Annotated in this window: 19 protein-coding genes; 9 read left to right on the top strand and 10 right to left on the bottom strand. The window is 63.0% G+C overall.

Annotated elements, in window-relative coordinates; all coding sequences use genetic code 11:
- Positions 1 to 37: 37 nt before the first annotated feature.
- From J4D52_RS25415 to J4D52_RS25385, 7 genes are all read right to left on the bottom strand, one after another.
- The gene (locus J4D52_RS25415; protein ID WP_009047454.1) at positions 38 to 310 is read right to left on the bottom strand and encodes a hypothetical protein; all 273 of its coding nucleotides are present in this window, start codon (positions 308 to 310) and stop codon (positions 38 to 40) included.
- Positions 311 to 362: 52 nt separating this feature from the next.
- Entirely contained in the window at positions 363 to 1,592 is a 1,230-nt protein-coding gene (locus J4D52_RS25410) for a dTDP-4-dehydrorhamnose 3,5-epimerase family protein (RefSeq protein ID WP_102677884.1), read from the bottom strand.
- 404 nt (positions 1,593 to 1,996) lie between these two features.
- On the bottom strand, positions 1,997 to 2,773 hold the full coding sequence (locus tag J4D52_RS25405) for an AraC family transcriptional regulator (protein ID WP_025803970.1): 777 nt from the start codon (positions 2,771 to 2,773) through the stop codon (positions 1,997 to 1,999).
- 113 nt (positions 2,774 to 2,886) lie between these two features.
- Entirely contained in the window at positions 2,887 to 4,152 is a 1,266-nt protein-coding gene (locus J4D52_RS25400; RefSeq protein WP_102677885.1) for an FAD/NAD(P)-binding oxidoreductase, read from the bottom strand.
- The gene (locus J4D52_RS25395) at positions 4,149 to 4,382 is read right to left on the bottom strand and encodes a 2Fe-2S iron-sulfur cluster-binding protein (RefSeq protein ID WP_023968126.1); all 234 of its coding nucleotides are present in this window, start codon (positions 4,380 to 4,382) and stop codon (positions 4,149 to 4,151) included. The genes J4D52_RS25400 and J4D52_RS25395 overlap by 4 nt, the downstream gene beginning before the upstream one ends.
- Entirely contained in the window at positions 4,379 to 5,512 is a 1,134-nt protein-coding gene (locus tag J4D52_RS25390) for an FAD-binding oxidoreductase (RefSeq protein WP_102677886.1), read from the bottom strand. Before J4D52_RS25390 ends, J4D52_RS25395 begins: the two co-directional genes overlap by 4 nt.
- Entirely contained in the window at positions 5,509 to 6,441 is a 933-nt protein-coding gene (locus J4D52_RS25385) for a 4-hydroxyproline epimerase (RefSeq protein ID WP_102677887.1), read from the bottom strand. Before J4D52_RS25385 ends, J4D52_RS25390 begins: the two co-directional genes overlap by 4 nt.
- Before the next feature lie 459 nt (positions 6,442 to 6,900).
- On the opposite strand from J4D52_RS25385, the gene J4D52_RS25380 reads away from it, so the two are divergent.
- The 7 genes from J4D52_RS25380 to J4D52_RS25350 all read left to right on the top strand — a co-directional run bounded on the left by J4D52_RS25380 (position 6,901) and on the right by J4D52_RS25350 (position 14,529).
- On the top strand, positions 6,901 to 7,821 hold the full coding sequence (locus tag J4D52_RS25380; RefSeq protein WP_009047461.1) for a dihydrodipicolinate synthase family protein: 921 nt from the start codon (positions 6,901 to 6,903) through the stop codon (positions 7,819 to 7,821).
- Positions 7,822 to 7,993: 172 nt separating this feature from the next.
- Positions 7,994 to 9,562 (top strand): APC family permease, encoded by a 1,569-nt coding sequence (locus J4D52_RS25375; RefSeq protein ID WP_102677889.1) that lies wholly within the window; start codon positions 7,994 to 7,996, stop codon positions 9,560 to 9,562.
- 40 nt (positions 9,563 to 9,602) lie between these two features.
- Entirely contained in the window at positions 9,603 to 11,177 is a 1,575-nt protein-coding gene (locus tag J4D52_RS25370; RefSeq protein WP_102677890.1) for an aldehyde dehydrogenase (NADP(+)), read from the top strand.
- Between the two features lie 119 nt (positions 11,178 to 11,296).
- On the top strand, positions 11,297 to 12,310 hold the full coding sequence (locus J4D52_RS25365; RefSeq protein ID WP_102677891.1) for an Ldh family oxidoreductase: 1,014 nt from the start codon (positions 11,297 to 11,299) through the stop codon (positions 12,308 to 12,310).
- A gap of 175 nt (positions 12,311 to 12,485) precedes the next feature.
- Positions 12,486 to 13,325 carry a DUF2971 domain-containing protein gene (locus tag J4D52_RS25360; RefSeq protein WP_063428830.1) on the top strand — a complete coding sequence of 280 codons (840 nt, stop codon included), beginning with the start codon at positions 12,486 to 12,488 and terminating at the stop codon, positions 13,323 to 13,325.
- A 149-nt stretch (positions 13,326 to 13,474) separates the two neighbouring features.
- Positions 13,475 to 14,005, top strand: a complete 531-nt coding sequence (locus J4D52_RS25355; RefSeq protein ID WP_063428832.1) for a GNAT family N-acetyltransferase — start codon at positions 13,475 to 13,477, stop codon at positions 14,003 to 14,005.
- Between the two features lie 182 nt (positions 14,006 to 14,187).
- Positions 14,188 to 14,529 carry a YXWGXW repeat-containing protein gene (locus J4D52_RS25350; RefSeq protein WP_063428834.1) on the top strand — a complete coding sequence of 114 codons (342 nt, stop codon included), beginning with the start codon at positions 14,188 to 14,190 and terminating at the stop codon, positions 14,527 to 14,529.
- 90 nt (positions 14,530 to 14,619) lie between these two features.
- Here J4D52_RS25350 and J4D52_RS25345 read toward each other — a convergent pair whose 3' ends face one another.
- The gene (locus tag J4D52_RS25345) at positions 14,620 to 15,282 is read right to left on the bottom strand and encodes an NADPH-dependent F420 reductase (protein ID WP_063428835.1); all 663 of its coding nucleotides are present in this window, start codon (positions 15,280 to 15,282) and stop codon (positions 14,620 to 14,622) included.
- A gap of 99 nt (positions 15,283 to 15,381) precedes the next feature.
- Here J4D52_RS25345 and J4D52_RS25340 point away from each other — a divergent pair, with 99 nt between their 5' ends.
- Both J4D52_RS25340 and J4D52_RS25335 read left to right on the top strand, forming a co-directional pair.
- Positions 15,382 to 16,275 (top strand): LysR family transcriptional regulator, encoded by an 894-nt coding sequence (locus J4D52_RS25340; RefSeq protein WP_173678573.1) that lies wholly within the window; start codon positions 15,382 to 15,384, stop codon positions 16,273 to 16,275.
- Between the two features lie 235 nt (positions 16,276 to 16,510).
- On the top strand, positions 16,511 to 18,289 hold the full coding sequence (locus tag J4D52_RS25335) for a bifunctional diguanylate cyclase/phosphodiesterase (protein WP_063428837.1): 1,779 nt from the start codon (positions 16,511 to 16,513) through the stop codon (positions 18,287 to 18,289).
- A 33-nt stretch (positions 18,290 to 18,322) separates the two neighbouring features.
- On the opposite strand, the gene J4D52_RS25330 is transcribed toward J4D52_RS25335, so the two are convergent.
- Both J4D52_RS25330 and J4D52_RS25325 read right to left on the bottom strand, forming a co-directional pair.
- Positions 18,323 to 19,237, bottom strand: coding sequence for an SGNH/GDSL hydrolase family protein (locus J4D52_RS25330; protein WP_063428839.1), 915 nt, complete (start codon positions 19,235 to 19,237; stop codon positions 18,323 to 18,325).
- Between the two features lie 129 nt (positions 19,238 to 19,366).
- Positions 19,367 to 19,816: a GAF domain-containing protein gene (locus tag J4D52_RS25325; RefSeq protein ID WP_207272170.1), complete on the bottom strand. Its 450-nt coding sequence runs from the start codon at positions 19,814 to 19,816 to the stop codon at positions 19,367 to 19,369.

Here is a 19,816-nt window from a genome sequence, read left to right as displayed (position 1 = left end):
AGAAATTTAATCCGTTAAATTTTTTATATGCCCGGTATCACGCAGCCAGGGCTTTGATATTGGCAGGCAAGAACGATTGGAGCTCTTCTATGCTGTTGAACTCCTTTTTGGATGTAAGGCTATCCAGCGCAACAATTTCCATCGCTTGTATCTTGCCCAGGAGTGTACGCAGTGCTCCAGGTTCTTGCAGATAAGGAGACAGCGCTTTCTCGAACGCTGCAAGGGCCAGAGACTCTTCTGCGTTTTGAGCCGAACCAACCAGGTCAGCCAGTTCTTCTTTCCAGGATACTGCTTCTTGAGTTGCTTTCATGTGAATCTCCATGCTGTAAGTAAGTTTGCAACTTGGGTGCACACCCCAAAAACTAAGTTCTTTCCAGTGTCTGCTGCTCGAACTTGGCCATCTTGTACAGCAGGATGTCCGGGCAGCGCATGTCAGGTAGTTTGATATTTGGATAGGGCTGGTCGACAGTGAATGGAATCAAGTCCTGACCGAACATGGGAATATCCGAGCGTGGCTCATTCTGACTGACGAAGACTTCATGTTCACAGCGAACCAGTGTCGGTTTACTGCAGTTGAACGTGTAGGCAATACCTTGCTCGATATGAATGCTGGTGCGTGGATCACAAATGATCTGGAGAGACTTGTGCTGACCGTAAGTGGCGGAGTCATGCCTGAGATCAATCAGGTTCAAGTCGATTTGCAGTTCCTGATTATTGAGGAAGGTATAGGTCTTTCTCGTTCTGGCATGCCAGTAATACTGCTGAGGACTGCCCGGAACGGACGTTGGAAGTACCAGGACGTCGGCCACGCAGGAGGCGGTATTGGGCACCAGCGTATAGGACTTGGCACCCGTCAGGGCATAGCGGTTGCGTTTTATCCGTACGCCGCAGAACTCCTCGTCCGTCAGCCGTTCAGCGACGCTGCGGGCATCGTCCGACCAGGTCTTGGGCTCGAACATCACATACTGTTCGGCGCCGCGGATGGTTACCGGGTATCGGGCCAGATAGGATTTGGGGTTCTCCAGCAGAGACTGGGAAATCTTCGAAAGAAAACGATGGGCTTCATCGGGCAAGCGGTATCTGTTGGCCTTGATAATTGGGAACTTTGCAAGTTCCGTAGTGCGAGGAACTGAAACCAGATCGTTGTCCAGATTCCAGGCCGTATTGTCTTGATCCGAGTGCCAGATTGGTTCGTCCCGGGTGACAATGTACTCCAGGTTATCGAAGGTATGAGCCACGCCTCGTGGAATGACCAAGTGTCGATACAGACTTGGCGAGAATCTGAGTTGGACAATGTGATGGATACTAGGGCTGCCTTCTCGACAATCGACAAAAAAACCTTCTATTTTCTTGCCGTTGTCCCCCATGAAGGTCAGGCGATCGTCCTGGCCGACATGTATGCCATAGGTTGAATAACTGAAGTCTGGCTCATGAGTGACGAAGTCCGATATGAGCGGACCCTTGCTGGACATTAGTTTTCGACTGAACCAGCCGTTTCCGGCATAGGTATTACTGACAGAGTTCTTTTCGAACCTGAGGCCTGGAATTAAAAAGTCGGCCTGATGAGTATCGTTGCCAATTTCCTCGAACATAGATCCCTCTTTCGATAGAAAAAACGTACCTGCACCAGCGTCTGTCCTGACGTCTTCGGTGTTGTTTGTGTGAGCAGCTGTGGTACTGGAAAGTGCTTGTCTGATAGAAGGCTGTCAATAACTTTTTTATGAGGCTGATGAATTTGTCTGGTCGCCATCTTATGGTGCGCAGCGGCACAAAAATAGTGCGAATCATAAAAATCATATGGAACATTAAGTTATAGATTTGAATGTTTCAGATCTAGTATATGTTCTTTTGTTAAGTGCTTAGATCGAACCAAAATGGATCGCTCAAGAGAGTGGACAGATGAAGAGAGCCAACTTTCTTCTTTTCAGACAGTCTCCGGTTTCCATCCCTGCGTATTCCTTCATCCGATAAAACTTCAATCTGCGGCCTGCCCAGGTCAGTGCGCAGCGTTCTGCCGGAACTGTCGTGGGCTGACGCCGGTCAGGGCCTTGAACTGGCGGCTGAAGGCGCTGTGGTCGGTGTAGCCGCATTGCAGGGCGACGTCGGTGATCGGCAGTTCGCCGAGCAGCAGGCGCGAGGCGTGTTCCAGGCGCACCTTGTGGATCATCTGCCGGGGTGTGAGGTGGAAGATACGTTTGCAATAGCGCTCCAGCTGGGCGATGGACAGGTCGGCGATGTGGGTCAGGTCGTCGAGGCGGATGGCTTCGTTGTAGTGCTCGCGGATATGCCGGTCGACCGCGGCCAGGCGTTCGTAGGCCGGGTGCGCGTCGCGGGCGGCCTGCAGGTCGAGGGAGATGCCGGCCATGCCGATGATCCGCCCATCGCGCCCATGCAGCGGCAGCTTGTGGGTCAGGCACCAGCCGGGTTCGCGGCTGCCGTACAGGTGCAATTCCAGCTGGCCCTTGATGGTGATGCCCTGGCGCAGCACGCGCTGGTCCTGCTCGGTATAGACCGGGCCGAGCACGGCGGGAAACACCTCGGCCGAGGTCTTGCCCAGTAGCGGCGCGACGTTCTTGAAACCGCAACGCTGGGCCAGGGTCAGGTTGGCGGTGAGGTAGCGGGCTTGCAGGTCCTTGATGAAAAACACCGCGTTGGGCAGGGTGTCGAGTAGCGGGATCACCAGGGCCATGCTGCCCAGGAGGCTGTGAATATCCTCGGGCGCCTGGCTGGCGATGGCTTCGGGCAGGCGGTGCAGCTGAGCGGTGTCGATCATCAAGGGCTGCTCTTGTTAGGGGGCAGGGCGCGCCCCGCGACTTTGGGTCTACTGGCTCATCCTTGAATCCCACAGCGGCTGCTGGCATGCGGCATGCGGTCGCGAACTGTTCCTCACTTCACGCCGGGCGTCGATGACTCCATCAGCAAGGTCTCGATCCGCGCCGGCACCAGGGGCGCTCGTGGTGTCGGCGCGGCCCAGCCGAACAGGGCCTGTGCCGCCGTGGCGCAGACCCGCCCCTGGCAGGCGCCCATGCCGCAGCGACTGTGCAGTTTGGCCTCGCTCCAGCCCGCTTCGCCAGCCACGGCGGCGTAAGGCACATCCTCACAGCGGCACAGCAGCGTATCAGGTCGCGCCAGGCGCAGAAGCGCGGGTTGCAGAGCGAAGGTTTCACTCACTCGCTCGGCGAACGCCTGCCAATGGGCCCGACGCTGGATCAGCGCCATGGCCTCCTGGGTCTGCCCGCTGGCGGCCAGCCCGGCGATCTCGCCTTCGACCCTCGCCAGCTCGCTGCCGCCGACCCCGGTGCATTCGCCGGCCGCGTAGACCTGGGTGAGGCTGGTGGCCTGGTAACGGTCCACTGCGATGGCGTTGGCCTGTAGCTGGCAGCCGAGGTGGCTGGCCAAGGTGGTGTTGGGCACCAGGCCGAAACCGCAGGCGAGACGTTCGCAGGGTATTTCCCGAACCTGCTCGCCCTGTTGGATGCGCACCGCTTCCAGGCGATCGTCGCCCAGGGCTTCGAGCACATGGGCGTTGTAGCGATAGGCCGTGGTGACCAGCCCCGCGGCCTGGCCGAGCTTGGCCGGCCAGCGCCAGAGCCCGGCGGCGAATCTCGCCAGCGCGGCCAGCGGGGCTTGTTCCAGGACCGCCTCGACCCGGGCGCCGGCCTGGCGGGCGGTGGCGGCGCTGGCCAGCAGCAAGGGCCCGCTGCCGGCGATGACCACCCGCTCGCCGGCCATGGCCAGGCCGTTTTTCAGCAGGGCCTGCAAGGCCCCGGCGCCTGTCACTCCGGGCAAGGTCCAGCCGGGGAAGGGCAGCAGCAGTTCGCGGGCGCCGCAGCACAGAATCAGGCTCTGGTACTGGACGAGCAAAGCCTGCTCGGCATTTTCCAGGAGCAGGGCATTGGCGCCGGCGCCGGCCACCACCCGGGTGCCCGGCAGGTAGCGCAGCCGCGGATGCTCCAGCACCTGCAAGGCGTCGCGGGCGATACCGGGGAGCGCGACGCCGGGCCCGTTGCGCCAGATCTGGCCGCCGGGGCGCGGGTTGTCGTCGAGCAGGACGATGGAGAGCTCGCTGCGGCTCGCCGCCCGGGCTGCCGCGAGGCCGGCCGGGCCACCGCCGACGATAAGGATGTCGCAGCTCAGGCGCTGTGGGTTCATGGCGTGCGCTCCACATGCATGCCTTCGCGGCACAGGGTCTGGCAGGCCAGCTGGCGCCGGCCGTCGATGGTCATGCGGCATTCCTGGCAGATGCCCATGCCGCAGAAGGGCGCCCGGGGCTGGCCGGTGCAGGAGGTTCGGGTACGTGGGTCGCCGCTACCGGCGATGGCCGCGGCGACGCTCAGGCCATCGCCCACGGTCAGCGCCTGACGGTCCAGGTAAATGATCATGGGGCGCTTCCTGTCAGGGGGGCGGTCAGCTCGGCGAAGCGTTCGGGGCGATAGGCCCAGGCGTCGATATCCGGCCGTTCGCCGAGCATCAGGTGGGTCAGCAGCCGGCCGCTGCCGGGGGCGGTGGTGACGCCCAGGCCTTCATGACCGACCGCCAGCCACAGGCCTCTGTGTCGTGGGTGTTCACCAAGGATCGGCAGGCCATCCGGGGTGGCGGCGCGAAAGCCGGTCCAGGCGCGGATGCCGTTCAATTGCGCCAGGCCCGGCAGATAGGCCACGGCCCGTTGCAGCATCGGCCGAAGCACCTCGGGCTCGATGGCCGGGTCGAGAGTGTCGAACTGGCGGGACGAACCGATCAGCAATTGCCCGGTCGGCCGTGGTTGCACGTTGAACGCCACCGAGGTGCCGTTGCTGGCGTGGGCGCTGGCGGCATAGCCCAGCTCCACCAATTGGTGGGACACCCGTTGCGGGTAACGATCGGTGATCAGCAGATGGCCTTTCTTCGGCCGCAACGGCAGCTCCGGCAGCAGGCTCCGCGCCGCCAGACCGTTGGCCAGCACCAGGTACTCGGCACGCAGCACGCGGCCGTCATCCAGCTCCACGCGCTGGGCGGCGATGGCGCTGACCCTGGCCCGCTCGCAGCTGATCCCCGGTGTGTTGTGCAACAGCCAATGGGCCGTGGCTGGGGCGTAGAGAATGCCGTCGCCGGGGATCTTCAGGGCGCCGCCAAGACCTTTGCGCAACATGGGTTCGAGCTCGGCCAGGGTTGCGCTGTCGAGCAGTTCGCCCGCCACTCCGTGTCGGGCCAGGGTCGCCTGCTTGGCCCGGGCCAGGTCCATTTCCGCCTGGTCGGCGGCCAGCCACAGGGTGCCGCAATTGCGGAAGGCGCAGGCGGCCGGCAGGTGCGCGCGCAGCTGGTTCCACAGGCCGATGGAGTAGTGACTCAACGCCAGTTCGGCGGGGTTGTCGTCCATCGCCACCAGGTGGCCCATGCCCGCGCCGGTGGCGCCGCCGCTGGCGTTGTCGAGCACCCGCACCCGCAGGCCGCGGCGGGCCATTTCATGGGCGCAGGTGGCCCCGACTATGCCGCCGCCAATCACCAGCACGTCAGCTTCGGCCGATTCGCTCACGAGACAATGCCCCAGCCGAAGGGATCGCTGTCTTCGATCAGCAAGGTGGCTTCGGCGCTGATATGGGCGGTGCCGCGAATGGTCGGGATAACCTGCTCGCCGGCCTGCTCGTAGCTGGCGCTGAACTGGCTGCCGATCACGCTGGCCTGACGCCAGGTCGCCCCGGGCGCCAGCTTGCCGTCGGCGGCCAGGCAGGCCAGCTTGGCGCTGGTGCCGGTGCCGCAGGGTGAGCGGTCGTAGGCCTTGCCGGGGCACAACACGAAGTTGCGGCTGTCGGCGTGCGAGTCGTCGGCGAACAGCTCGATATGGTCGATCACACCGCCGTCGGCGCCGCTGATACCGGCGGCCTCCAGGGCTTCGCGCACGGCCCAGCTGTAGTGGGTCAGGGTTTCGACGTTATCCAGGGCGATGCGCTGGCCATGCTCGCTGACCAGGAAGAACCAGTTGCCGCCCCAGGCGATATCGCCGCGGACGGTGCCGTGGCCGGGCAGCTGCAGTTCGACGGCGCTGCGGTAACGGTAGGCCGGCACGTTGCGCACGCTGACCGAGAGGTCGTCGTGCAGGGTGGCACTGACGGTGCCCACCGGGGTTTCGATACGGTGCACTCCAGGTTCGATGCGGCCCAGGTGATACAGGGAACGCACCAGGCCGATGGTGCCGTGGCCGCACATGCCCAGGTAGCCGCTGTTGTTGAAGAAGATCACCCCGGCACAGGCATCCGCCGCCTGGGGTTCGCACAGCAGGGCTCCCACCAGCACGTCGCTGCCCCGCGGTTCCAGCACGCAGGCCGTGCGCCAGCGATCGTGATGCTCTTGCAGGATCGCCAGCCGTTCGGCCATCGAACCGCTGCCCAGATCGGGAAAGCCGTCGACAACCAGGCGAGTCGGCTCGCCCCCTGTATGTGAATCGATGACGGTTATTTTTTTCATGGCATCACCTGGCGGAAAAGGCCTACAGATTGGCTCGGGAAAGGGCCGTGTTGCTTGTGGGTTTTCTCTGCGGCGGATGACGAAATCGGCACAGTGGGGTTTTCCGTTAACCCTGTAGCCGCTGCCGCAGGCTGCGCACGGACGCGCAGCGTCCGCCAGATCAAGCGACGCAGTGCAACAGAAGGATCGGGGATACCGGCTCTGCGTCTGCTGCGCAGCCGTACGCAGCCTGCGGCAGCGGCTACAGGTGCGCGCTGGTGTTGGGATTTTCGGCGGGTCGAGGGGCGTGGTTCTGCGGGAAAAAGCTCGGGAAAGTTCTGTAGGTGATTGGGCAAATGTGCCGATTTCGTCTTGCTTAGACGGGAAAAGTCTCAAGCTCCAAGGCGGCGAAAGGCGGAATCTGTTTTTCGTTTCCAACGCCTGTCGGCCCCGACCGACTCAACCAACAAGGACAAGACCATGAGCCGTAAAGCCATCCATTGGAGCGGTGTGTTCCCTGCTGTCAGCACCCAGTTCAAAGCTGACTTTTCCCTGGACCTGGACGCCACCCACAGCGTCATGCGCAACCTGGTGGCCGACGGTGTGTCGGGCCTGGTGGTGTGCGGCACCGTGGGCGAAAACACCTCGCTGAGCACCGCGGAAAAACTCTCGGTGATCGAGGTCGCCAAGGACGCCGCCGGCGGTCGTGTACCGGTGATCGCCGGGATCGCCGAGTTCACCACCGAGTTCGCCCGCAACACCGTGCGCGAAGCGGCCAAGGTCGGGGTCGACGGGGTGATGGTCATGCCGGCCCTGGTGTATTCGGCCAAGTCCCATGAAACCGCCGCGCACTTTCGCAGCATCGCCACCGGCACCGACCTGCCGGTGATGGTCTACAACAACCCGCCGATCTACAAAAACGACGTTACCCCAGACGTGCTGATCGCCCTGCAGGACTGCGAAAACATCGTCTGCTTCAAGGACTCCTCCGGCGATACCCGGCGCTTTATCGACCTGCGCAATGCCGTCGGCGACCGCTTCGTGCTGTTCGCCGGCCTGGATGACGTGGTGGTGGAAAGCATCGCTGTCGGCGCCGAAGGCTGGGTCTCCGGCATGTCCAACGCCTTCCCGAAAGAGGGCGAGACCCTGTTCCGCCTGGCCAAGGAAAAACGCTTCGAGGAAGCCCTGGCGCTGTACCGCTGGTTCATGCCGCTGCTGCACCTGGATGCGCGTCCGGACCTGGTGCAGTGCATCAAGCTCTGCGAGGAACTGGTCGGTCGCGGCTCCTCGATCACCCGTCCACCCCGCTTGGCCCTGCAGGGCGAGACCCTGGCCGAGGTCAAGGCGATAGTCGCCAAGGCCCTGGCCGAGCGTCCGCAGTTGCCGGACGTCGGTCTGTAAGCCCGCCAACAGGGTGCTCCCGCGCGCTGGGTGGCGGGGGCGCCCTGGTCCACGAGAAGAACAATCAGGTACTCGCGCAGTGCCGTGTTTCACCACGTCGGTACCCCGTCCGCGGGAGGCCGGCGCGACATTCGATCTGCCTACTCCAATAACTCAATAAGAAGGCGCGCCTATGTCAGGCCAAGGCAAATTCAAGAAACAGCTCTCTCTGGTTGACCTCACATTCATCGGCCTGGGGGCGATCTTCGGCTCTGGCTGGTTGTTCGCCGCCAGCCATGTCTCGGCCATCGCCGGGCCGGCGGGAATCTTCTCCTGGCTGCTCGGCGGTTTCGCCGTCCTGCTGCTGGGCATCGTCTATTGCGAACTGGGCGCGGCCTTGCCGCGAGCGGGCGGGGTGGTGCGTTATCCGGTGTTCTCCCACGGGCCGCTGCTGGGTTACCTGATGGGCTTCATCACCCTGATCGCGTTTTCCAGCCTGGTGGCCATTGAAGTGGTGGCGGCGCGGCAATACGCGGCGGCCTGGTTTCCGGGGCTGACCCATGCCGGCAACAGCAACCCGACCATTCTCGGCTGGCTGGTGCAGTTCGCCCTGTTGTGCCTGTTCTTCTGGCTCAACTACTCCAGCGTCAAGACCTTCGCCAAGTCCAACAACCTCATCAGCCTGTTCAAGTTCGTCGTGCCGCTGCTGGTCATCGGCGTGCTGTTCACCTTCTTCAAGCCGGAGAATTTCCATGTCCAGGGCTTTGCCCCTTTCGGTCTGTCTGGCATCGAAATGGCGGTCTCCGCCGGCGGCATCATCTTCGCCTACCTGGGGCTGACGCCGATCATTTCGGTGGCCAGCGAAGTGCGCAATCCACAGCGCACCATTCCCATCGCATTGATCCTTTCGGTCCTGCTCTCGACCCTGATCTACGGCCTGCTGCAACTGGCGTTCCTCGGCAGCATTCCCACCGACATGCTGGCCAACGGCTGGAGCAGCATCAGCAAGGAATTCTCCCTGCCGTACCGCGACATCGCCCTGACCCTGGGCGTCGGCTGGCTGGCTTATCTGGTGGTGGCGGACGCGGTCATCTCCCCCAGCGGCTGCGGCAACATCTACATGAATGCCACGCCACGGGTGGTGTACGGCTGGGCGAAGACCGGGACCTTTTTCAAGATCTTCACTCGCATCGACGAGCAGTCCGGCATCCCGCGCCCGGCGCTATGGCTGACCTTCGGCCTGTCGGTGTTCTGGACCTTGCCGTTCCCGTCCTGGGAAGCGCTGATCAACGTGGTGTCGGCGGCCCTGGTGCTGAGTTATGCGATTGCCCCGATCAGCGTGGCGGCGCTGCGCAAGAGCGCGCCGGACCTGCCGCGGCCGTTCCGGGTCAGCGGCTTCGGCCTGTTGGGGCCGGTGTCCTTTGTCATCGCCGCGCTGATCGTCTACTGGTCCGGCTGGAGCACGGTGTCCTGGCTGCTGGGCCTGCAGATCCTGATGTTCGTCATCTACCTGGGCTGCAAGCGCCTGGTCCCCACCGACCACCTGAGCCTTACCGAACAGGTGCGCTCGTCCCTGTGGCTGATCGCCTTTTACGCCCTGACCATGGTCATTTCCTACCTGGGCAGCTTCGGCGGTATCGGTACGCTGACCCATCCCTACGACACCCTGGCCGTCACGCTTATGGCCCTGTGCATCTACTACTGGGGCGCCAATACCGGGGTGCCGGGCAGCAAGTTGGTGTTGGAAGGGGAAGACGAATGACTGCTAGGCATTTCACGCCATTTATTCAGAGAGGTAACCCATGCCTGTAACAGGACAACTGCTGATCGGCCAATCCCGCGTGCGTGGCGGCCACGGCGAAGTGCATGCGCTGGCCGCCGCCACCGGCGAGATTCTGGCGCCGAGTTTTGGCGGTGCCGGCCCGCATGACCTGGAGCGCGCCTGCGCCCTGGCCGAGGCTGCATTCGACCGCTATCGGGAAACCAGCCTGGAACAACGGGCGGCGTTCCTGGAGAGCATCGCCAGCAACATCCTTGCCCTGGGCGACGAGCTGATCGAGCGCTGCATGAGCGAGACTGGCCTGCCTCGCGCCCGCCTGGAAGGCGAGTGGGGGCGCACGGTCGGCCAACTGCGTTTGTTTGCGGCGGTGGTGCGCGACGGCAGTTTCCTGGAGGCACGCATCGACCCGGCCCAGCCGGAGCGCCAGCCCTTGCCCAAGGTGGATCTGCGCCTGCACCAGATCGCCATCGGGCCGGTGGCGGTGTTCGGTGCCTCGAACTTTCCCCTGGCGTTTTCCGTGGCCGGCGGCGACACCGCCTCGGCGCTGGCCGCCGGTTGCCCGGTGGTGGTCAAGGCGCATTCGGCGCACCCGGGCACCTCGGAACTGGTAGGGCAGGCGATCCAGCAGGCGGTGCACAGTCACGGCTTGCCGGAAGGGGTGTTCTCGCTGCTGTTCGATTCCGGCCGCAGCATTGGCCAGGGGCTGGTGGCGGACAGCCGGATCAAGGCTGTGGGCTTTACCGGTTCGCGCAGCGGCGGTGTGACGCTGATGAAGATCGCCGCGGCCCGCGAGGAGCCGATCCCGGTCTATGCCGAGATGAGTTCGATCAACCCGGTGCTGCTGTTGGCCAATGCGCTGGCCGAGCGGGGCGAAGCCATCGCCAAGGCCTTGGTCGGCTCCCTGACCCTGGGCGCCGGCCAGTTCTGCACCAACCCGGGGTTGATCCTTGCCGTCGACAGCCCGGCGCTGCGGGCATTCGAAGCCGCGGCGGCCGTATCGCTCAAGGTGGAGCCCGCCCAGACCATGCTGACGCCGGGCATCCACGCCAGCTACTGCCAGGGTGTCGAGCGGCTGCTGCGGCATGCCGAGGTGGACTGCCTGGGGCAGGGCGGCGATGACGAACGTTACCAGGCCCGCGCCGCGCTGTTCGCCACTTCGGCCGAGGCCTTTATGGCCAGGACGGAGTTGCGCGAAGAAGTCTTCGGCCCGGCCTCGTTGATCGTGCGCTGCACCGATGCGGCCCAGATGAAAGCGCTGCTGGCGAGCCTGGAAGGTCAGCTGACCATCGCCCTGCACCTGAGCGACGACGACCATCCGCAAGCCCGGGAACTGCTGCCGTTGCTGGAGCGAAAGGCCGGCCGCCTGCTGGTCAACGGTTTTGGCACCGGTGTCGAAGTCGGCCATGCCATGGTCCATGGCGGCCCGTTCCCCGCCACCTCGGACACGCGCACCACCTCGGTGGGCAGCCTGGCGATCCAGCGCTTCCTGCGCCCAGTGTCCTATCAGGACTTGCCGCAAGCACTGCTGCCGCAGGCCCTGCGCAGCGACAACCCCTGGCAGATTCCGCAGCGCCTCAACGGCGAACGGCCGCGTTGAGAGGGTTGTAGCGAGTGCGCCGGGTTGGCTGTGTGCTGCTCAGGCGCATCTCATCAACCGGTTTTATGTCGCACCGCCTGATCGAGGCGGTTATGTCTTCACGATCATGAGGCAGTGAAATGTCCGAACTCATCACCCTGTCCCTCGACCAGGTCCGTGAGCTGTCCCTCAAGGTGCTGACCCGCCACGGCCTGTCCGATGCCCATGCCCGGGCCATTGCTGAGGTCATCACCCAGGGGCAGCGCGACGAGTGCCACTCCCACGGGGTGTATCGCCTGCTGGGCTGTGTGCGCTCCGTGCGCGAGGGCAAGGTCGACCCGCTGGCCGAGCCGAGCCTGCGGCATATTTCCGCGGGTGTGCTGGAGGTGGATGCGCACTACGGTTATTCCTTGCTGGCGTTCCAGAGCGGTCTGCCGTTGCTGGCGGAAAAAGCCCGCAGCCAGGGCCTCGCGGCCATGGCGATCAAGCGGTGCTTCCACTTCTCGGCGCTGTGGCCGGAGGTCGAGGCCATCGCCGCCGAAGGGCTGGTGGGCATCGTCATGAACCCCAGCCACAGTTGGGTAGCGCCGGCGGGTGGCAGCAAACCGGTGTTCGGCACCAACCCCCTGGCGTTCGCCTGGCCACGGCCGTCGGGCCAGCCGTTCGTGTTCGACTTCGCCACCAGCGCCATCGCCCGCGGCGATATCGAACTGCACGCGCGCCAAGGCAAGGCCATCCCTGAACACTGGGCTATCGATGCCCAGGGCCAGCCCACCACGGACGCCAAGGCAGCCCTGCAAGGCGCCATGCAAACCTTCGGCGGGCACAAGGGTTCAGCCCTGGCGGCGATGATCGAACTGCTGGCCGGCGCCCTGATCGGCGACCTCACCAGCGCCGAATCCATGGCCTTCGACGCCGGCGTCGGCGCCGCGCCCTGCCACGGTGAACTGATCCTCGCATTCGACCCCAAAGTGTTCTTGGGCGAGGACTACCCGCAAGGCCTGGCGCGCGCCGAAGGACTGTTCACGGCCATTACCGAGCAAGGCGCGCGGCTGCCGTCGCAGCGGCGTTTCGAGGCTCGAAAGCGCAGTCTCGAGCACGGTGTGCAGATTCCTCGTTCCCTCTGGCAAGACATTCAGGCGCTACTGTCCTGAGCGTCTGCATAACCAATGGGCTTACGTGTTGCCTGGCGCTTTATCCCGCTGAAAAACCGCAAGGCATGTTCGCTTTTGCTTGAGTGATATCACATTGATATGTGTGGTGGGGCTTCTGTATTCTTGCCCTGGCTTTTAGATAGGGACCTTATGCGGGTTGAACAAGGACAGTGTGATGAGTGTTGATAAAATCGAGAAGTTGTTGAAGTTTCTACCGCCAGAAGACTATGTCTTGGATTCTTTGAAAGGCGAAAAAGTCTGGTTCAGTTACTTGAAGAATCTGAATGATCCCTTTGAGGGCAATGTCCGCTTTTCGAAGCTGGAGCGTGAGGAAGTTATTAATGTGTTTCTGGAGGTTGTCACTTCTAAAGGGGCCATTGCCCCGGCGGAGCTTCCGGAATACAGAAAAGCTTTGGAGATTGATGGTCACTATGATGGGCTTGTGGAAGCCATTGGCGAGATAGAGAAAGATACTGTCCGAAACATCATGGAAACCTTCTCCGCCTTCTCATGCTGCCGAGTCATGTCTGGAAGTACCGTCGCAGAACGAGCGAATGAAATCCTTATGTGGGCTCACTACACGAAAAGCTTCCGCGGCTTGTGTATAGACTTTGACTTTCATGTGCTCGACAGATCGCTTCGTGAGCTCAATCGCGATGACGCCATGGATAACGAGCTGATCAGTTACGAACCTGAAATGTGTGAGCTGGATTTTCCGCAGTTCATGCGTAATGCCATCAAGCCCCATCAGGTGGGAATGGACGATTACATCAAGACATCGATTCTAAGAAAACATTCGATCTGGGAGTATGAAAAGGAACTCCGCTTCCTGAGTGGCAGGGAAGGGTTGTTCAATATTTCCAATGAGGCTATCAAAGGTGTTTATCTGGGGCCGAATATGGATGAGAAGTACCGCGAGGACGTGGTCGATATGTTTCGGAGTAAGTTTCCTTATGTGAAGCTCTATAATGTCGCTCCGTATGGCTATGGCTTTAATTATAAAGAACTCAAATGATCTCGCATGCCGGGTGTTGTTGTTCTTGAGCACACGCTGGATGCAAGGTGCAAAGGACAGGGACCGGGTGCTGTAGAGGTATTCTCTCCAGCCTGTGGTTATTGCTCCTTGGGTGCTGCCAATGTCATGGAATATGGATATCACGACAAATGAACCTCCACTTCGAAACCCCCAACCTGCTGCTCCGCCCACGCACCCTCGAACACTTCGAGGCCTGCATCGCCATGGACCTCGATCCGCAAGTCACCCGTTATCTTCCTGGCCCCTGGGACGGTGGGGAGGAGCACCGCAATTTTGTGCGTTCGCGTATCGAGCGCGATTTCGGCGAGTCCTGCGGTTACTGGGCGATCTTTGCCAAGTCCGCGCCGGAGGAGTTTCTCGGCTGGGTATCGTTCATTCCCTATGAGGCTGTCGGCCCCGAGCTGGAAATGGGCTGGCGCCTGGTGCGGCGGGCGTGGGGCAAGGGGATTGCCTCCGAGGCGGCGGGGCGCATTGTCGAGCATGCTTTTCTTGGGGCTGGAGTCGAGCGCATCGTCGCCGATGCCCATGCCTTGAACGAAGCGTCTCTGGCGGTGGCGCGCAAAGTGGGTTTTCGTTTTGTGCGCGATGGTGAGTTCGAAGGCTTGCCGAGCAAGTTTTTCGAGATGACCCGGGCGGATTTCGACGCTCGACGACGTTGATCTGCCGCCGCTGACTGGCCGTTTGTCGCCCCCCTGCTGTCGCTATCTGCCGGCCGCTGTCAGGTTCAGCAAGCAGACAGTTTCGAGCTGTTAAAACACTCCGTACGCCTGGCAGGAGCCGGGTGGTTGCAGGGGGCGTTGTCAGCAGTTCAAGCGTCGGCGTCAAGCGCCGGGGAGGCAGCATGTTGTTACGTTACACGGCTCTGGTGGCGGTGGTCGTAGTGGCCTCCGGGTGTGTGCAGGAACGGGTGGTGCATGAGCGGCGGGTGGTCGAACGCGCGGCGCCGGTGGAGTACACCGAGGTGGTTGCGCCGCAGCCACCGCCGGTGCGGGTCATCGAAGTCGAGCCCATGCATCGCCCGGGTTATGTCTGGTCCCGGGCTTACTGGCACTGGGATGGCCGGCAATATGTGGCGGTCCATGGTCACTGGGAGCCGTTGCGCCCCGGGTACCATTATGTGCACCCGTTCTGGGAGCCTCGCGGCGATGGCTGGCACCTGCATGCGGGTGGCTGGGCCAGTTGACCGAGGGCAAGCCGGCGCACAGGCAAGCCGATGAAAACGACCCGAATGGGTCGTTTTTTTTGCGCTCGCAGAACGCTGCCTACCCCGATGTCAGGAGCGCCACGAACCTTCGGGCAGTTCAACCTCCCGTTGCGCCTCCGCCAGGGCCGCGCGCAGCCCCGGTTTATCCAGCGGGATGCAGTAGGCCGGTTTGGCCCGTTCGAAGCGCCAGCTTTCCGCCAAGTTGCCGCCATCGACAGCGTCGAAACCCAGCTCATCCAGCAATTGCACGACCTGCGCCTTGGCCTGCGGATCGTCACCGGCAATGGGCAGGGCACGACGATCAGGGGCGCCGTTGGGACGGCCGTCAGTCAGCAGGTCCTGGGCGAGGATCGCATTGAACACCTTTACCACCCTGGCGCCTTCGAGGTGCTCGGCGAGCAATTGGCTGGTGGTGGTTTCGAAGCGGTCCAGGGCTTCGATGTGGTCGTCGCGGGACGGGTAATAGTTGTTGGCATCCAGCACCGTCTTGCCAGCCAGCAGGGCGGCGGGGAGGCTGCGGTAATGGGCCAGTGGGATGGCCGCCAGCACCAGTTCGCCGAACTGCACGGCGTCTTCCACAGTGCCGATGCGGCTGCCGCGAATACCGCTGGCCACGCTGCTCATGGTCTGCGGGCCACGGGAGTTGCTGAGCATCACCTCATGCCCCGCCGCCAGGGCCAGTTGCGCCACGGCGCGCCCGATAAAACCTGCTCCGATAATGCCGATACGCATGTCTATGCTCCGTTGAAAGGGTCGAGCGGCTATGATGATTCGCCACCAGATGGCAATAAATAAGCGTCTGGTAGTTGGTCTTGTTACTGGGAGTGTTGAATGGTGGATCGTCTGACCAGCATGGAGGCCTTTGTCGCGGCCGCCGAAAGCGGTTCCTACGCGCGTGCGGCGACCCGCCTGGGGCTGTCACCGCAGATGGTCGCCAAGCATGTCGCGGCGCTGGAGCAGCGGCTGGGCGCGCGCCTGCTCAACCGCACCACGCGCCGGCAAAACCTGACAGAGCTGGGCAGTGCCTACCTCGAGCGCTGCAAGCACATTCTCGGCGAGGCCCAGGCCGCCGACTCCCTGGCGCAGATCATGAACGCCACGCCCCGGGGCAAGTTGCGCATCAGCGCGCCGGTCACCTTCGGTTCCTACAGCCTCATGCCCTTCGTGACAGGCTTTTTGCGCGAGCATCCGGAGGTGGAAATCGACCTGCACCTCACCGATCGCTACATCGACCTGGTGGAGGAGGGCTACGAGGCGGCCTTTCGTATCGGGCCGCTGGCCGATTCCAGCCTCACCGCCAGGCCGCTGGCGCCCTATCGGCTGATCGCCTGCGCGGCGCCTGCCTACCTCGCTGCCCGGGGCACGCCACGGGTGCCGGCCGATCTCGAGCAGCATGAGTGCCTGGGGTACGCCTACTGGTCACGGCCGGCGGACAACCAATGGCAGTTCCGCCGCGACGGCCGGGTGCATGAGGTTCAGGTGCGCAGCCGCTTGCAGGTCAACGAGAGCAAGGCGCTGCTGTCGGCGGCCGTGGATGGCTTCGGCATAGTGCTGGGGCCGGCGGATTTTCTCGAGCCGGCGCGGGCCGCGGGGGAGTTGGTGCAGTTGCTACCCGGCTATGAGGCGCCGAGCCGCGCCATGCATCTGCTGTACCGGCCGGACCGGCAGATGACCGCCAAGCTGCGGCACTTCGTCGATGCGGCTATCGCTCGTTTTGGCGCCTGAGATCACTGCCTGAAACCCTCGAAGCGCTCTAGACCAAAGGTCTTGAGAACCATACTTTTTTGTAACCGATACCGTTCGTCCGACGGATGGGTTTGGCAAGCGCCTGCCCGTCAGTCATTCTGGAGGGCGAGATGTCCTAGTGCCACTACTGCATTCATGGCTGTCGTGTCCCTCAGCCTCCCTGCGAATAGGTTGTTTATTGTGATGATCGCATTATCCCGGCCCGAGGTTGTGTATGCCCGATAAGGCGATTGCCGAGGAGCGGCGCCTGGCCGCCCTGCATGCCCTGGAGTTGCTGGACACCGCCAGTTGCGAGAATTTCGACCGGATCTGCCGCATGGCGGCCGAGTACTTCAAGGTGCCGACTGCCTTGATCAGCCTGGTGGACCGCGATCGCCAGTGGTTCAAGTCGCGGGTCGGCTTCGATGAGCCGCAGACTCCCATCAGCCAGTCGTTCTGTGCCTTCACGGTGCAAGGCCGCGAGGTGCTGGAGGTGCGCAACGCGGCGCGCGATCCGCGCTTCCACGACAACCCCTTGGTGACCCGGGACCAGGGCATCCGCTTTTACGCAGGGGCACCGCTGTTGACCGCGTCCGGTTATGCCATCGGCAGCCTGTGCATCATCGACAAGGTCGAGCAGCAGTTGACCATCGTCGAACGCCAGCAGTTGCGGGACATGGCGGCGATGGTCATGGAGCAGGTCGAGCAGCGCCAGCGCCTGCGCCGTCGTGACCCGGTCAGCGGCCTGGCCAATCGCGAGCAGTTCCAGGGCGACCTGCGGGACCTGGCCGAGCACCACCTCGGCGAAAAGCGCGTGCTGGTGCTGATCGATGCCCTGGACATGAAGGTCGCCCACGAACTGACCCTGGCCCTGGGGCTGGCACCCTTCGAGACCATCATCCGGTTTCTCGCGCTGCGCCTGCAGGAGTACATGGGGCGGCATGTGCGGGTCTATCACGTGTCGGTCAAACGCTTCGGCTTCCTACTACCGGCGCCGGCCCAGGGGCTCGATAAGCTGCTCGACGCCCTGGTCAGCCGCCTGCGTCGCCAGCCGCCCGGGTTGGGGTTTCCCATGATTCCCACGGTCTGCGCTGGAACCGTGGAGTTCGAGATCGATACCCAGTCGGTGGACGATGCCTTGCGCAAGGCCATGTTCGCCCTGGAACTGGCCATGGCCAGGCGCAGTTTCTGGGCGCATTACGATGCCGGGCGCGATCATGCCCAGCGCCGTGCGTTCAACCTGGCCTCGGACCTCAACGATGCCTTGCGCAGTGGCCAGATCTACCTGATGTTCCAGCCGCGCTTCGCCCTGCCCGATGGGGCCCAGGTGAGTGCCGAAGCCTTGCTGCGCTGGGAACATCCGTGGCTGGGGCCGATCTCGCCCGCCGAGTTCATTCCGGTGATGGAGCGCAACGGCCTGATTCATCAGGTGACCCGCTGGGTCATCGACACGGTGTTGAGCAAGTTGCACAGCTGGGGCCTGCCCGAGAGCAGCAAGCTGTCGATCAATCTGTCGCCCAAGGATTTCGAGGACCAGGATATCGCCGAGCTGATCCGCCACGCCTGCGAGCGGCACCGCATCGACCCGCGGCGCCTCGAAGTGGAGATCACCGAAGGCGAGTGGCTGCGTTCCAACCCGAATGTCCTGGCGCAACTGACGCGCATTCGCGAGCTGGGCATGGATGTGGCCATCGATGACTTCGGCACCGGCTACAGCAACTTCGCCTACCTGCATCAGATTCCGGCCAATGTGGTGAAGCTCGACAAGTCGATGATCACCGACCTGGAACGCAACACCCAGCACCAGAAGATCACCCGCTCGATCATCAGCCTGGCCCGCGAACTGGGCTATCGCACCGTGGCCGAGGGCATCGAGAGTTTCAAATGCCTGCAGATGCTGTACGCGTTCGGCTGCGATGAAGCCCAGGGTTATTTCCTCGCCAGGCCAATGCTGCAGGAACGCTTCCTGGCCTGGAGCGGGGCGAACCGCTTTCCGTTGCAGCCCTGTGTGTAGGGCGGGCCTGCGGCTCGCCGACGAGGCTGTGCCTTAGCGGGCCTGGCCGAGGGCCTTGGCCATGGCTTCGCCCGCCAGGGCATGGACCTTGCGGGTCGGGTGCCATTCATCCCAATAGAAATATTCGTCTGGATGGGCGCATGCCGGCTTCACCTCGGGGTAGGTCGGCTGGCATGGCTGGTCGAGCTGGGCCAGGCCATGTTCGGCAGGCTGGCGGCGCAGCTGGTCGCTGAAGGCGATGTGGTCGAAGTAGGTGATCCGCACATCGAGCTTTTTGCTCTCGGCCACCAGCAGCGGCGGCAGTTTCCGTTCAAGTATCTGTTGATAGCGCAGCGCTTGTTCGCTCTGCCAGCTGGCCACCACCGCCGGGGCATGGCGCAGGTCGGTGCTGCCGACCACCAGGAAATGCCTGGCGCCGGCCTTGGCCAGGCGGCCGACGGCATTCTGGATATGGCCGATGCTGCTGGCGGCCAATTCGTCGATCGGCTCCTTGTGGCCGAAGTCGGCGTGCTCGAAAAAGTCGTTGGCGCTGATGAAGATGAAGTACAGCGCGCGCGGGTCGGCCTGGCCTTTGGCGTTGGCCAGGTAGTCGTCGATCTGCCCGCTCACTCCTGTGTCGCGGTACGCGGTCATCCAGGCGTAGTAATTGTTCTGCCCGCTTTTCGCGCCGCCAACGGCGTGGTCGGTGAGGGGCAGTTGCAGGCTTTTTGCGAGCATTTCGACGGCGGTCGGACCGTTGCTCCAGCGGCCTTGCCAGTACAGCTCGCCGGGCAGTTGCTGAGCGTCCTTGAGCTGGTGGGCGAGCATGTCCCGGGTCAAGCGGTCGCTGGCGCCGTTGTCGGAGTAGCTGTCGCCGAAGGCGTAGAGATGATCGAACGAAGGGCCGGCCAGGCAGCTGCCGGCGACCAACGAAAGTGCGAGCAAGGGAGCGAGCAGGATCTGGCGCATGGGCGGTCTCTACGGTGAAAGGCGAGGGCTCATCGTAGAAGTTTCGAGCGCTGCCGATGCACCGGATGCGACCTGGGCGTAGCCGTACTCGTCCGCACGTACCTGTGGGCGACCCGTACGACTAAAGTCTCATCGCGACGAACCAGCGAGCAAAGCCTCGACCTTTTGCCGGAACGCCTCCAGCGCAGCCTGCTCTTCGGTGCTGTATTGCTTGGCGCTTTCATGCAGCGCGCAGACGGTACCGAACACCTCGCCATCGGCATCGCGCACCGGGTAACCCAGGTAGTTGCTCAGGCCGAATTCCACCTCGTCCTCGTTGCCCGCCCACTCGGCTTCCAGCCGTGAATCCTTGACGTACAGCGGCTGGCCGCTGTCCACCACCCGCTCGCAATACAGCGCCTGGCCGTTGTGCGCGAGGCTGCTTTTCTGGCCCTGGGCGCCAATCGGATAAGTATCCTCATGCCGCCCGCCGGAAGCTTCGACCTGCATGTGCTGGGGCAGTGAACGCATGATCAGAATGGAGCTGACGCCCAGCTGCCTGGCCAGGGCATCGATATCGGCCTGCAGCGAGTCGAACAA

Source organism: Pseudomonas sp. GW460-12-10-14-TSB1 (assembly GCF_017349775.1).
Taxonomy (GTDB): domain Bacteria; phylum Pseudomonadota; class Gammaproteobacteria; order Pseudomonadales; family Pseudomonadaceae; genus Aquipseudomonas; species Aquipseudomonas piscium.
Note: the sequence above shows the minus strand (reverse complement) of the source record. Positions and strands in the feature narration are given on the sequence as shown.

What these genes read in the sequence shown, in the direction of transcription:
- J4D52_RS25415 (WP_009047454.1), bottom strand. Translation starts at nt 310, where the DNA reads ATGAAAGCAACTCAAGAAGCAGTATCCTGGAAAGAAGAACTGGCTGAC.
- J4D52_RS25410 (WP_102677884.1), bottom strand. Translation starts at nt 1,592, where the DNA reads ATGTTCGAGGAAATTGGCAACGATACTCATCAGGCCGACTTTTTAATT.
- J4D52_RS25405 (WP_025803970.1), bottom strand. Translation starts at nt 2,773, where the DNA reads ATGATCGACACCGCTCAGCTGCACCGCCTGCCCGAAGCCATCGCCAGC.
- J4D52_RS25400 (WP_102677885.1), bottom strand. Translation starts at nt 4,152, where the DNA reads ATGAACCCACAGCGCCTGAGCTGCGACATCCTTATCGTCGGCGGTGGC.
- J4D52_RS25395 (WP_023968126.1), bottom strand. Translation starts at nt 4,382, where the DNA reads ATGATCATTTACCTGGACCGTCAGGCGCTGACCGTGGGCGATGGCCTG.
- J4D52_RS25385 (WP_102677887.1), bottom strand. Translation starts at nt 6,441, where the DNA reads ATGAAAAAAATAACCGTCATCGATTCACATACAGGGGGCGAGCCGACT.
- J4D52_RS25380 (WP_009047461.1), top strand. Translation starts at nt 6,901, where the DNA reads ATGAGCCGTAAAGCCATCCATTGGAGCGGTGTGTTCCCTGCTGTCAGC.
- J4D52_RS25375 (WP_102677889.1), top strand. Translation starts at nt 7,994, where the DNA reads ATGTCAGGCCAAGGCAAATTCAAGAAACAGCTCTCTCTGGTTGACCTC.
- J4D52_RS25370 (WP_102677890.1), top strand. Translation starts at nt 9,603, where the DNA reads ATGCCTGTAACAGGACAACTGCTGATCGGCCAATCCCGCGTGCGTGGC.
- J4D52_RS25365 (WP_102677891.1), top strand. Translation starts at nt 11,297, where the DNA reads ATGTCCGAACTCATCACCCTGTCCCTCGACCAGGTCCGTGAGCTGTCC.
- J4D52_RS25360 (WP_063428830.1), top strand. Translation starts at nt 12,486, where the DNA reads ATGAGTGTTGATAAAATCGAGAAGTTGTTGAAGTTTCTACCGCCAGAA.
- J4D52_RS25355 (WP_063428832.1), top strand. Translation starts at nt 13,475, where the DNA reads ATGAACCTCCACTTCGAAACCCCCAACCTGCTGCTCCGCCCACGCACC.
- J4D52_RS25350 (WP_063428834.1), top strand. Translation starts at nt 14,188, where the DNA reads ATGTTGTTACGTTACACGGCTCTGGTGGCGGTGGTCGTAGTGGCCTCC.
- J4D52_RS25345 (WP_063428835.1), bottom strand. Translation starts at nt 15,282, where the DNA reads ATGCGTATCGGCATTATCGGAGCAGGTTTTATCGGGCGCGCCGTGGCG.
- J4D52_RS25340 (WP_173678573.1), top strand. Translation starts at nt 15,382, where the DNA reads ATGGTGGATCGTCTGACCAGCATGGAGGCCTTTGTCGCGGCCGCCGAA.
- J4D52_RS25335 (WP_063428837.1), top strand. Translation starts at nt 16,511, where the DNA reads ATGCCCGATAAGGCGATTGCCGAGGAGCGGCGCCTGGCCGCCCTGCAT.
- J4D52_RS25330 (WP_063428839.1), bottom strand. Translation starts at nt 19,237, where the DNA reads ATGCGCCAGATCCTGCTCGCTCCCTTGCTCGCACTTTCGTTGGTCGCC.